This is a genomic window from Chryseobacterium koreense CCUG 49689, assembly GCF_001045435.1.
Lineage (GTDB): Bacteria > Bacteroidota > Bacteroidia > Flavobacteriales > Weeksellaceae > Kaistella > Kaistella koreensis.
The window spans coordinates 1-14,558 of sequence record NZ_LFNG01000031.1; the positions used below are offsets into that span (position 1 = coordinate 1).

The following is a 14,558-nucleotide window of genomic DNA, read 5'->3' on the forward strand; positions in this document are numbered from 1 at the left end:
GTAACACGGGTAGCTGTTGCACAACCCTAATTTTCCAATAATAGTTTTCAAAACTCAACCAAAACCACCTCTTTTTAAGCGATTTAAAGGAGGTTTTTATTTTTGCCGGTGAAAGTTTCCGGGATTTCCGGTGGGCTTAAATGAAGGGTATGGAGGTGGCAAATGAAATAACAATCAGCAATTCCTTGGAGAAAAATAGCAATAGAGGTAAGACCCGTTGAGCGGCATTATACTCCTGATGTAAAAAAAATAGATTTTTGTAAAATGGATGCAAACGGATAATTCTTGGAGAGAACACTTCATAACACGATAGTAAGTCTGTTTTTTGGTTGGAAAATATCAGGATATTTAAGTTTTATCTGCAATCTCAAGAAAAATGTCGATGAATTACGGTTTTACGTAAAATAATTCAATTCCAATAATTTAATTTTGTCTAATTATAAGATAACGGGCGTAAAAACTAAGTAAACCATTTCTTTCCTTTCTCGTCATGTAATCTTCCCCAATAGCTGAAACGAAAATAAATACGATCTTTATATCTGAGAATAATGAAGAGTGCAAAAGCTTTTCTTTAATAAAAAAAATATCAGAAGGTGTATTAAATTTTTTGTTTTTAAGGGATATTAATTTTAGCTTTTTAATCCGAATGTTTATATTTGTTAAGTTTTTTTTAAGATTATTTAAGAAATCTTTAAGGAACTTTTAAAGATCCCTATCTGCATGCAAAAAATCTATTTTGTCCTACTCCTTTTGATTAACTGTCAAATATTTGCCCAAAAACAAAAAGCTGTTTCACAGGAGTCTCTTGTAGCGGGGATGGTGGAAAATTCTGATGGAAGGATGGTTACCAATTCCAAAGAACTCGCCGCAGTGCTGGCTGAAAGAAGCAGAAAGACCACCGAAGAAAAAAAAGGAATGTTGAAAGCCACCCAAACGGCGGTGGAAATGTGTACCAACGGCGGTTTTGAGCAGACGGAAAATGTAGGCGGACAAAACTATATCAAGAACTTTCTTTACAATATTGGCGATCCACCGGGTCCTACGCAATGCAGGTCCATTTCCAACAGTGCAGACACCTACATACCGACATACAGCCCCACGAATACTTCCGTGATGGCGACCTCGGTTCCGGCCAATCTTTTTGACGAATACATGGGCGACATCAAAGGTTTCGACCAGTATAGTTTGAAGATTAATTACAAACGTTCGGGAACTTATGGCTCCATTGTACAGGGAAAACGTTTCAAGACCAATAATGAGAACCTCCTGAAATTTAATTATAAAGCAGTTTTGCAAACGGTTTATGACACTTCCCACAGGGACAACCAGCCGTTTTTCAAGGCCAGAATCATCAATAAAAATAATGTTGTAGTCAGTGAGTTTTGTCTGGTTGGCGACGAGCAAAACTGTATTTTCACGAAAGTTCCCGAAGGCGGAAATGGCTATGTGACGCTGTACACGGCGAATTGGCAATCCGGGATTCTGGATATTTCCTCGATTCCGAATAATGAGGAGTTTACGGTGGAGTTTATGGCTTCAAGATGCGGTTTGGGGGGACATTTCGGTTATGCCTATGTGGATGATATTTGTCTGCTTCATTCCAATGAGAACTTTATCGGGACCATTAACCTGGATCCGTTGTATGCGGTTTGTCCCACGCTGCCCCTTAATGTGTGCGGTGATTTTACCTTACCCAATTCAGGAGGAATAAGTGCTTCTGTAAAAAAGGTGACTTTAAAACTATATGATGCCAATGGAAGTGTAGTTTATACCAGCACCACGCCGTCGTCATTAGATCTGGTCACCAAGCGTTTTTGTTTTTCGCTGCTTCCAGCTCATTTTCCAAATATTTCCAGTGCCAATTACAATGTGGGAGTCACGATGGATTTTGATGTTTCGGGAACAAATCCGGGTTGCAGTAATCCGGGGAATAATTCATTTTTTGCTTCTGCGAGTGACAATGATGCCAATGAAGGATGGGACATCAGTTTTTTAAACTGTAATTCTTCTTGTAATTTTCTGGTCAATACCGCCAAAATTTCAAAATGCGATCTCAATAAAGACGGGAAAGAAGACTTTAACCTTACCCAATTTGACCCGCTGGTCGTGAGTTCCACTTCTGGTTTAAGTTTTTCTTATTTTAAGAACTATAATGATGCCTTTAATAATTCTAACCCCATTCTGAATTTCACTTCCTACAGCACTCCTTCCACGACCGTCTATATCCGGATCTCGCAAAATCCTTCCTGTTTCAAAATTATTCCTGTAACATTAGAAGTTCGAAATCCAACCGCAAATATCTCGGGAATTCTGAATGTTTGCTCCGGGAGCACTGAATTGACCGCATCTTCGGGCGCATCTTATTTATGGAGTACTGGAGAAACCACTCCAAAAATAACGATCACAGATAATGGCACCTATTCCGTAACGGTAACGGACAGTTTTGGTTGTTCCAGCACGGCGAGTGTCACCATTGAACCAAGCACTACTGCGGTAACCCCGACTTTGGAGGTGACCCAGCCTTCCTGTTTTGTGTCTTCAGGGACCATCAAAGTAACTTCGCCTGCATCACAGTACAGTTTTGACAATGGCGCCACCTGGGGTACAAATCCTATAAAAAGCGGACTTTCACCTGGCATTTACAGCGTGGTCATCAAGACGGTGAAAGGATGCACTTCTTATCCCCAAGAGGTGCAAATCATCCAGTCACTCCTTCCCTATCCCTATTATACCGCGGTGCAACCCAAATATTGTGGAGACACTGGCAGCATTACCATTACCTCGGCTGCGGCATTTTACAGTTTTGACAACGGCGTAACCTGGCTGACCACCTCTACCATAGACAAGCTGTCTCCGGGAACCTACACGCTCCGCACAAAGGATTCCGCAGGATGCATTTCTAATCCGCAAAATGTGATAATTGATAGCAAAACGCTTGGAAACCCGGATTATACCCTGGTAAACCCTGCTTGCGGTGTTTTGGGAAGCATTACTATTAATACTCCCGCTGATTTCTATACTTTTAATGGTGGACAAACCTGGGTGACCAACAACGTGCTGAATAACATCAGCACCGGTACTTTTTCAATTGGCATCAAAAACACGATTGGCTGTACTTCCTACTTTATCAATATCTATCCGCAAAACTTTCAGAACACTTATCCCGATTATGAAGTCATTCAACCAACATGCGGACAAAACGGCACCATCTACATTAAAACCGAGGCGGCGTGGTACAGTTTCGATAACGGTGCTACGTGGACCACGAGCAACACTGCGGATCTACCATCGGGTAATTATAAAATTAAGGTGAAAAATCAGGCCGGATGTGTTTCTTTGGTCAATAATGTGTCGCTTTATGAGCCTCAGCTCCCATCACCTTTTTATTCCGTTGTGCAACCTACCTGCGGAAACTTTGGCTCTATTACCATCCATTCGGTTTCAGATTTTTACAGTTTTGATAATGGTCTGACTTGGGTTACCACCAACACCAAGTCGCTCCCACCCGGAAGTTATCAGATTTTGGTTAAAAACAGCCTGGGCTGCAAATCCTACCCTGTTTACATTTCCCTGAACGAAACAAAACTTCCAAAACCGGATGTTAGTTACACGCAGCCCACCTGTACAACAGGCGCCACCATCACCATCAACACGCCTGCAAGTTTTTACAGCATCAACGGGGGTTCAACCTGGGTGACTACGAATGTTTTCAATAACTTAACGGGAACCAGTTATTCGGTAATGATTAAAAATAACCAGAATTGTGTTTCCGAGACCAATTATGTTTATCTGAACTCTGCCACACTTCCTGACCCGGTTTTTAACGCAACAAGCCCAAGCTGTGGAAACGTTGGAAACATTACTTTTACCACCATAGCAGATTTTTACAGCATTGATGGCTACACATGGGGTACCAATCCTGTTTTCAACAATCTTGCCACTGGTTATTATTCATTAGTTGTTAAAAATAGCGCAGGATGCAAATCTGCGCCGATACAGGTTTATTTAAGCAGCACCCAACTGGCAAATCCTTCATTAACGGTGGTTCAACCAACCTGTGGAACTTTAGGGACCATTACCGTAAATACTTCAGCACCTTTCTACAGTTTTGACGGTGGAAGTACCTGGACCACCAATCCTGTGAAGACCAACGTTTCACCAGGATATTATTATGTGATGATCAAAAATGGAACCTGTACTTCCACCAGTACTTCGGTACAGATCAAGGAGTTCCTGTTGCCCAATCCAAGTTTCACCTATACCCAACCAACCTGCGGAGTTGGAGGAACCATTTCGATCACCACGCCTGCTGCACAGTACAGCGTCAATGGCGGCCAAACCTGGAGCGCCTCACCCAACTTCACCGGACTAGCGGATGGATATTATAATGTGATGATTCAAAACGCCCAAGGCTGTAAATCATCCCCTTACGGCAATTCTTTATCGCTGGAAAAATATTATTTGCCGAAACCAGATGTATTGATCATTCAGCCAACGTGTTTGGTAAAAGGCAGCATCAAAATCATGACTCAGGCATCGCAATACAGTTTTGACGGCGGGGTAACCTGGTCAACCGTGAATGAAAAAACAGGACTTACATCAGGATCTTACTATATCGTCATCAAAAACGCACAAAACTGTACTTCCAATCCTTATGGAATGTCGGTATCGATGACTCCTTTCTATTTGGCGAGACCATTCGTAAAAACCGTTCAGCCCAGCTGCACCAACACTGGAAGTATTACCGTGGTTTCTCAGTCGGCTTTCTATTCTTTTGACAACGGTGCCACCTGGGGAACAAGTCCGGTTTTGCTTAATCCCACTCCAGGCTATTACAATGTCCTGATTAAAAATTCTGCGGGATGCATTTCACAATCGACCTATGTAACCATCAGCAAGTTTTACCTTAATGCACCGACCGTCACCACTATTCAACCTAACTGTACCAATCCAAAAGGAAGCATTTATGTCAATACGGTTGCCGATTTATACAGCTTCGACAACGGAGCAACTTGGGGGACAAATCCGGTAAAGAACAATGTGAACCCCGGAAGTTACAATATCCAAATTAAGAACTCCTTCGGATGTATTTCTCAAAATGCTTATGTCTATATCAGTTCCGCACCTTCAATTCCTGCCGCTCCGAACTTCACGGTGATTCAGCCAACCGCTTGTGATGCAACAGACGGAAGCATTACCATTACTACTTCTGCGGCAAGTTACTCTTTTAATGATGGAGCGAGCTGGACCACCAATCCCGTCAAGAAAAATATTGGATCAGGAACCTATCTGTTAAAGATTAAGACCAACTCCTCTGCCTGCGAATCGGTTTCCGTGGCGGTCACACTGGATTCGGCAATCAATACCGCCGCTCCGGATGCTTCTGTCACCCAACCCACTTGCAGCGTTTCCACGGGGACCATTACCGTAAATACTGCAGCATCTTATTACAGCTACGATGACGGACTCACTTTTGTAACCTCCAACAGCAAATCAGGACTTGAGCCCGGCACCTATAAAATCAAAATCAAAACGGCAGCGGGCTGTATTTCTCTTGGTAAACCAGTGACTGTGACTTTACCAGCGCCATTACCCGCGCCTGCCTCGACCCTCATTCAACCCAACTGCCAAAATGCCTTGGGTGAAATCCAGATCACTACACCTGCTGCTGAATACAGTTTCAATAATGGCATTACCTATGGTGCTTCCAACACGAAATCCAATCTGGGACCGGGAACCTATAACCTGATGGTGAAGGATAGTAACGGATGTATTTCTTTGGCCTCTATGGTCACTATTGATCCACAGCCGGTGACGCCAGATGCTCCGCAGGTTTCAGTAAGCCAGCCGATCGGATGCAACACCAATTCGGGAACTATTTCCGTGGTTTCCGCAGCAGGGCTTTACAGTTTCGATGATGGCGTTACCTGGAGTTCCAATGCTTCGCAGAATTTGCCGTCAGGAACCTACCTCATCCGCATAAAACTTTCCGCAACCGGATGTGTATCCGCGGCTACAGCGGCCACGATTAATCCACCGGCAGGAACTCCCGCGGCACCAACCTACAACGCTGCACAGCCTACTTCATGTGTGAATCCATTTGGAACAGTGACCATCACTTCTCCCGAATTCATGTACAGTTTTGACAATGGAGTTACCTATACCCTAAATCCAGTTTCTGATCCGCTTCCTCCAGGAACCCACTATTTGAGGGTGAAAAATCTTGCCGGCTGCGAATCGGGATCTGTTTCGGTCCATATCACTGTTCCGCCGGATACGCCGCAAAAACCTACCGCAAGCGTTCAACAGATTGATTGCGCCCATTCTGCGGCTCAGATTACCATCAATGAAAGCAGTGCCGCATACAGTATCGATAATGGTGCAACCTGGCAAGTTTCACAAGTCTTCCCACTTCTGACGCCCGGAACCTATCATATCCGAATTAAAAATAACTTGGGATGTATTTCTGAAAGCAATCCCGTTTTGGTCAACACTTTCATTAATCCGACCCCAAAACCTACGGTGAGTCCAGCCCAAAATTTCTGTATTCAACAAAATGCGACCATTGGCAACATCGTCATCAATGGAGCGGCTGTAAAATGGTATGCTGCACCTTTAGGAGGCAGTCCTATTCCACCCACCACCACATTGGTAGATGGGAATACCTATTATGCGACCCAAACCATCAACTCCTGCGAAAGTGAAAGGGCTCCAGTGAGCGTTACCATCATCGCCACTCCTGCTCCTACGGGAAATTCCAACCAGACTTTCTGCATCAGCAAGAATGCGAAATTATCGGATATTGAACTCAATGGTACCCAAATAAGATGGTACAGCAGTAATTCCGGTGGAACGCCATTGCCAATGACTACCCCGCTGCAGCATGGTGTTACTTATTTTGCAACACAGCAAAACAACGGATGCGAAAGTGTGACGAGATTTCCGGTGCTCATTTCATTGGTCGTGACCAATATTCCGGCGCAGGATTACACCGCGCCAAGTCTGTGTTCCGAAGAAAACGGCACCAAGAAGGTGAACCTCAGTGAATACGAAGCGAATTTGGTGACCAATCCTTCCCAGTATCTCTATAAATTCTATGATCAAAACAATATTCAGATCACGGACTTTCAAAATTACACGCTGCATACAGGTCTGAACACCATCCACGTTGAAATCAGTTCTTCGGCCGGATGTTTTGCCTATCCGAAACTTAAGATCCATGTCAACCAGTCCCCTGTGGTGAACGTGCCCGCAATTGCCACCTATTGTCCGGATGCATTTGTGACCCTTGATGCGGGAACCCAACCGGCGGGCAGCACCTATCAGTGGACCTTCAACGGAAATCCTGTGGGTAACCAGCAAACGATCAAAGCCAATCAAAACGGAAGTTACCACATCACGGTTACGAATATTGTGCTGTGCAGCACCTCCAAGTCGATTGCTGTAAGTAAGGTGGTGGAACCTGTCATCACCGAAATCAGGATAGAGAATAATACGGTGCAGATCATTGCGACAGGTCCGGGAACGCTGGAATACTCGATTGATGGAGTCAACTGGTCTTTGTCCAATATTTTCTACAATGTCCCCATCGGAACCCACACCGCGTACGTTCGCTTAGGCAGTGAAATATGTGCCATGACCCAAAGGGATTTCACTATTTTCAAAATCAATAATGCTTTTACTCCCAATGATGACGGCATCAATGACCAGTGGAATATTGAGGGTCTGGAAAATTATCCGGGGTCCAAAGTAAAAGTCCTGGATCGATATGGAACTTTGGTTCTGGACAGGACCGTCAGTGGAAAGTTCTCTTGGAACGGGCAGTTCCTTGGTAGAAAGCTTGCTACGGGAAGCTACTGGTACCATATTTCCGTCTCTGATGGAAGAGTGCTCTCAGGTTTTGTGCTGATCAAGAATAGGGACTGATTTTTCACGAAATCCCCGATTTCTTGGACACCATCGGATCCAGTTTGCTTGTGCAGTCTTAACAGTTTTGACTTGCTTTCAGGATTTGATAATTTCTTGAGGGGACAAACGGCTCGACTCCTGTCGCGCTCACTATCACGGCTGTGATTGCGTTCAAAATTTATTAACTTCGTGACTGGACACAACTTTTCATCATCGGTTACTTTCAACGCATCAGTTGTGAAAACATTTAGCGCCTCGACTATCTTCGGGGCTTTTTTGTGCCTTCATTCTTCCACTACCCCATCCTCCTTCTCGGCAAACCAATCTCGTGTTCCTGCGGATAGGGTTTGCGCCACGTCATGCTCACGTCTTCGTTGATTTTCCGGTGGATCTCAAACTTTTTCTCCCGGTCTTCGGAATAGCGCGGATCGGGAATGAATGGCATTTTCGCCATTTTCAGGATGGTGATGGTCGGGAAATGGAAATCCACCTCCACCGTTCCCAATAAAAGATAACAGCCGCCGCCCTGAAACGGATACTGCTTCAAGTTGTCCGGAAAATGCGCCGTGTCGAAATACTCGCCTTCCGCATCGATCCAGGTTCCGAAATACATGGTGCCCTTTTTGGTCGGAACATGCTTCCGCGAAATCAGGTACGCCAACATTTTTACCTGCTTTTTATGGTTTTGGGCTAAATCTTTCGCCATCACCGAACCGCGGTATTGGGTTTGAAGCAAATCAAACGGACTGCAGGTCACAGAAAATCCCAAAATTTCAATCTCGTCGAAAGCGTCTTCAAAATGATTTCTCTGGAATTGGGGAAGCGCATATTTCTTCGGCGGTTCCTCAAAAAATGATGGGTTCCGGTATTCCGGTTTAAAGTTGACCATCAACATTCTCGCCTCGATCAGCAATTCGTTCTTCTGTTTCCCGGTAAAACGAAATGCTCCCACGAAAATCAGCGTCTGCAGGGTTTCAATCCCAATCGGAACCCGCCTGATGAAATCTTCCAGTGAGGTGAAGTCGCCGTTTCTCTCCCTTTCTTCGGGAATAAACTGCGCAATCCGGCTTTCCAGTTTCTCAAGATGCATGAAACCCAGAAAAACATCGTCGCCATAAACGGTGGTTTCAAACAGACTCCGGTTCACGCACGGATTGTGGATTTTTCCGCCACCCATCCTGCATTCGTGCACATAGACTTCGGTCCGGTAAAATCCGCCTCCATTATTGATTGCCGAAACCATGAACTCAATGGGATAATAGACTTTCAGGTACAAACTCTGGTAACTTTCCACGGCATAACTCGCGGAATGTGCTTTGCAGAAAGAATATCCCGCAAAACTTTCAATCTGCCGGTACACTTCCGCCGAGAGTTTTTCCGGGTGCCCCTGCTTTGCACAGGATTCGAAAAAATGGTCTTTGACTTCCTGAAGCTTCTTGATGGAACGGCTTTTCCCACTCATCGCCCGCCTCAGAATATCGCCGTCGTCCGCAGAAACGCCGCCGTAATGCAGCGCGATTTTGATCACATCTTCCTGATAGACCATGATGCCGTAAGTTTCGCCGAGCTGTTCCTCAAAAACCGGGTGGAAATACTCGAACCGGTCGGGATGATTGTGCCGGAAAATATATTCGCGCATCATTCCGCTTTGCGCCACTCCGGGACGGATGATAGACGAAGCCGCCACCAAAGTCTTGTAATTGTCGCATTTCAAACGGCGGAGCAAACCGCGCATCGCCGGACTTTCGATGTAGAAGCAGCCCAATGTTTTTCCTCTCGCCAAATACCGGTTGCAGTTTTCCTCATCCTTAGAAATCGACGTGTCCCGGATATCGACGGTGATTCCACGGTTTTTCTCCACGAGTTTCACCGTGTCGTTGATCGTTCCCAAACCGCGCTGTGAAAGGATGTCGAATTTTTCAAAGCCGATATCTTCCGCCACATTCATGTCGAACTGGATGATCGGGAAACCTTTCGGCGGCATTTCCAGAGCGGTGTAATTGGTAATGGGTTCCTCGGAAATCAGGATTCCGCAGGAGTGCATGCTTCGCTGGTTCGGGAATTTTTCGAGCAACATTCCGTATTTCTGCACCAGTTTCACCACGGAGTTATCGTCGTGCAGTGCCATCGGGTTTTTCGCCAGATCGTCCAGTTCCTCTTTCGGCAGACCAAACGCTTTCCCCACTTCGCGGAAAATCGAGCGGTATTTGAATTCCACATTGGTTCCGCAAAACGCCACGTGGTCTTTTCCGTATTTATTGAAGATGTAGCGCAAAATATCGTCACGGTTCCGCCAACTCCAGTCGATGTCGAAATCGGGCGGAGATTTTCGGTTTAAGTTTAAAAACCGTTCAAAATAAAGGTCGAGTTCGAGCGGACAAATATCCGTGATTCCCAAACAGTAACTCACGATGGAATTGGCGCCGCTTCCTCTTCCGACGTGCATGAAACCACGGCTGTTGCTGTATTGCACGATATCCCAGGTAATCAGAAAGTATCCGCAAAAATCCAGTTCATGGATCACCTTCAGTTCTTTTTCCACCCGTTTTCTGGCGGCTTCATTTTCGCCGGGATACCTTTTCTTTAAACCCTCATACGCGAGTTTGCGCAGGAGTTTTTCGTCCTCTTCCTTCGTTCCGGTGAAATGTTTTTTGTTTTTCGGGGTAGAAAAATCGAACTCGAAATGGCAACTTTCAATGATTCTCTCCGTATTTTCAATGATTTGCGGATAATTTTTAAATGGCTTTAAAATTTCAAAAACCGGCTTCATCACCTCCGATTTTTGGCAGACGTCTTTATCCTCCAGTTTTGAAATCAGCGTATTGTTGTCAATCGCCCTTAAAATCCGGTGCAGGTTGTATTGCTTTTTGGTCTTAAAAGTGACCGGCTGAAAAACCATCATTTTACGCAAAAGCGGTTTCCATTTTTTCTGGATTAAAACCGCTGTTTCTTCCGGCCGGATTCCGATGAATTCGTTTTCGTTCAAAATTTCCGGAGCTTTTTCTAAAGGATAAATCACCAACACATGTTCAAATTCCGGATGCTGTTTCGGAAGCGGAATATTTTCACAGTTAAACTTCGTGAGCAAACGGTTGATTTCCGCGATTCCTTCAGGGTTTTTAGCCAAAGCGGTATAATAGGGTTCGTTTTCCACCCGAATATCCACACCCACGATGGGCTTGATTTGATGGATTTTGCAGAGTTTATAGAAATCGTAAATCCCGGTAATGGTGTTGATGTCGGTCAAAGCCAAAACATTCACCCGCAAATCCACCGCTTGCTGCACCAAATCGTCTATGGAGATGGTGCCGTAGCGGAGACTGTGGAAGGAGTGTGAGCAGTTCATTTTTTTGGGTTTAAAGGCTGCAATGGATGCAGTGATGGTAAAAGTTCTATTGTTTTCTATTGTTTAAGGTGTGAATTTTTCAGGTTCAGGTTTTCGCCAACCCTTCATCGACTGGCGTGGAAGCCATTCCTGCTTTGATGTTTAAAATGCAGAAGAAGAAACGGACAGCGAAGCGATTCACTCAACCACTTATTCCCGACGCTCTTCCCACCGCATTTTTTCCAAAACGGATCTTCATCCTGTCCATCGCCTGGTAAAGGTTGATGAGTTCCTCGGTGTCCTCGAAAAGGTTCATTTGGTGATTTCCGTGGACGAGTCCCGAAAAACGGATCCCGATCAACCGAAGCCGCATTCTTCGGGTATAGAGCTTTTTGAAAAGTTCCCGAACATAGCTTGAAATCGTGTGATCTACGGCGGTGTAGGGAATTTTCACCTGTTTGGTTTCGGTATCGAAATTGGCGTATCGGATTTTTACCGTCACCACGGAAGTCAGCCACTGTTCCCTGCGAAGTTGGAAGCAGAGCTCTTCGACCATTTTAGATAAAATACTTTTCATATTTTCCACATCGATGCTGTCCTGTGAAAAAGTGGTTTCGGTAGAAATGGATTTTCTTTCGGAATATTGCACCACGGGAGTTTCATCGATTCCGTTGGCCTTTTTCCAGAGTTCGGCTCCGTTTTTCCCGATGAGTTGCTGCAGCACATCCACCGGCATTTCCGATAAAGTCTGGATTTTCCGGATTCCAATCCTTGAGAGCAACTGGAAAGTTACATTTCCCACCATGGGAATTTTCCTGATCGAAAGCGGATTGAGAAACGGTTTCACCAAATCTTCTTTGATTTCCAGTCTTCCCACGGGTTTTGCTTCGCCGGTCCCGATTTTGGAAACCGTTTTATTGGTGGACAATGCGAAGGAAATCGGCAATCCCGTATTTTTCGTCACCGATTCGGCGATTTCCGTCGTCCACTGGTAACACCCGAAAAATTTGTCCATTCCGGAAAGGTCTAGGTAGAATTCGTCCACGCTCGCTTTTTCCAAAACCGGAACTTTCTCGGTGATGATTTCGGTGACCTCCTTAGACATTTTGGAATACAGTTCCATATCGCCGCGGATGACTTTCGCATCGGGACAAAGCCTTAAAGCCATCTTCATGGGCATTGCGGAGCGCACCCCGAAAAACCGCGCCTCATACGAACACGACGCCACCACGCCGCGATCGCCGCCCCCAATGATGATGGGTTTCCCGATGAGTTCGGAATGTTTCAGCCTTTCGCAGGAAACGAAAAAGGTGTCGAGGTCCATATGTGCGATGGTGCGTTTCATGAGTGATTGAGTGGTTTAGCGGTGAATGAGTGAATCGCTTCACGGTCCATTTCTTTAATTGAATTTGAGTGTCAAAAAACAACCAAAATCCTGTGGAAGCTGTATCTGTGTAGAAAAAGGGTAAACCCACGAACCGTACTCTGCAGAAGTGCAACTTTTAATCGGCATGCCTTCTTCAAACACCATTCAGACTTCATCTTTCACCTGTATATTCTCATTCTTTCTTGTTCTATTTTCTTGCCACAAAGCTATTGCAGATTTGTAACATTTTACTTAAATTTGTTGTCCTAATTTGTAACAATGTCAGTTTTTTCAGATAACATCAGGGTTTTAAGAACCAGGAGAGATTTGTCCCAGCAGAAGCTTGCGGACGATTTGATTATTACCAGAAGCAGGTACGTGAAATACGAGGACGGGACTTCGGAACCGCCCATTGAGCTGCTGCTGCGGATTTCGAAATACTTTAACCTCAGCATCGATTTACTGGTGGGGGTAGATATCAGAAAATATCCGGTTGACGATATGCTTCAAATTGCCGAAAACAGAATCCTGCTTCCGGTGGTGGTGGATGGCAAAGGCGAAAACAAGATTGAAATCATCCCCGAAAAGGCGTCGATGGGATATTTGAACGGCTACAACGATCCCGAATACATCGAAAGTCTGCAGACGATTTCGCTGCCATTTTTACGCAACGGGAAATTCCGGGCGTTTCCGGCAGGTGGCGATTCTATGCCGCCCTACAAAGACGGAACCTTCATCGTGGGTGAATATGTGGAAAACATTGCGGACCTTAAAACGGATAAAACCTATATCTTCATCACCATCAATGAGGGAATTGTTTACAAGAGGTTTCAGTTTCATGAGGGCAATTTCATCTGCGTGAAATCGGACAACAATTTTTATGAGCCCCTAAAAATCCCATTAACCGAAATCAAGGAAATCTGGGAGTTTGCCTGCAGCATCAACACAAAGGAATACGAACCCGACGAGTTTGAACAGAAGAATGTGCGGGAGCTGTTTTTGGAGTTGAAAAGTGAGATTGCGGGACTGAAGAAAAAGTAGCCGGAGCTATTGCCACAGGTTTGGAGACGGGAATGTGGCGCTAATGATGTTTGGCGCAAACCCGCACCATTAACCATAAAAAATAGGGCAATGAGGCAGGGAAAAGTTTTATACCAAGATCATTTTTGCGGAATCATCACCGGAACCGGTGATAGCGAATTTTGTTCGAAAATGATATCCCCGTTAACCACCCCAAGCTTTCATCTGCGATGAAAGCGCACCCTACACCGGGGGAATAAGCGGTTCTTCTTTTTGAGGCTGAAAAAAAGGAGGTTCCCGTTATTTTTTCATGGAATTATGATCCTATTTTTGACAATGGATTTCTGAAATAGTTTCAGGGTCCGTCATGCTGCAGACAGAATATCAGAATTCATAAATTAAAGTTATCAATCCCGGACAATCCTCCCAAACATCACCTATTCATCACCACCATAAAGCATATTGAGGAATTGTTCAAATTTTTCCAGCATCGTTTTATTGTTTTAAAGCTTTTTCCCACGCATCACATTTTTCTTTGAAATACGTCAAATCAAAATCGGGAAATAGTTTTGGGAAACGTTTGATGATGTTTTTCATTTGGTGTAAAACACCTTCGGCTGAATAAGTAAACGTTTCATCACGGAATTTATCTGCGAACGGATGCGGTCCTTCTAAATATTTCCCATCATATTCTATAAAAACAGGTTTGAAATTGCCTAATTTTTTTACAATTTCTTCGGTTTTGATGTAAAAATACTGCCAATAATATACTGCTTTGCAATCAATCATCGTGTTGTAATAGGTTTCCAAATTCATATCCATTTCAAACCAAATACCCGAATCGAAAAAGTAAACCGAACAAGGATAAATGCCTTCTTCTCTTAAAATACAGCCGAAGGTTCCATCACTACCGTGACCAGAACCATTGATGTAATTCAA

General features: G+C 44.5%; 5 protein-coding genes. 2 read left to right on the forward strand and 3 right to left on the reverse strand.

Features of this window, described 5'->3' with window-relative positions; genetic code table 11:
• Positions 1-720: 720 nt before the first annotated feature.
• Complete coding sequence (locus tag ACM44_RS13925; protein WP_048500669.1) at positions 721-7,926, forward strand: T9SS type B sorting domain-containing protein; 7,206 nt, start codon at positions 721-723, stop codon at positions 7,924-7,926.
• 277 nt (positions 7,927-8,203) lie between these two features.
• Here the strand turns inward: ACM44_RS13925 and ACM44_RS13930 are convergent, their stop codons facing one another.
• The gene (locus ACM44_RS13930) at positions 8,204-11,254 is read right to left on the reverse strand and encodes a DNA polymerase III subunit alpha (RefSeq protein WP_048500670.1); all 3,051 of its coding nucleotides are present in this window, start codon (positions 11,252-11,254) and stop codon (positions 8,204-8,206) included.
• Between the two features lie 181 nt (positions 11,255-11,435).
• Positions 11,436-12,578, reverse strand: coding sequence for a DNA polymerase IV (gene dinB, locus ACM44_RS13935; protein WP_048500671.1), 1,143 nt, complete (start codon positions 12,576-12,578; stop codon positions 11,436-11,438).
• 300 nt (positions 12,579-12,878) lie between these two features.
• On the opposite strand from dinB, the gene ACM44_RS13940 reads away from it, so the two are divergent.
• On the forward strand, positions 12,879-13,640 hold the full coding sequence (locus ACM44_RS13940) for an XRE family transcriptional regulator (RefSeq protein WP_048500672.1): 762 nt from the start codon (positions 12,879-12,881) through the stop codon (positions 13,638-13,640).
• Between the two features lie 474 nt (positions 13,641-14,114).
• Here ACM44_RS13940 and ACM44_RS15420 read toward each other — a convergent pair.
• The coding region (locus ACM44_RS15420) for a hypothetical protein (RefSeq protein WP_160304062.1) at positions 14,115-14,558 on the reverse strand (444 nt) is incomplete at its 5' end.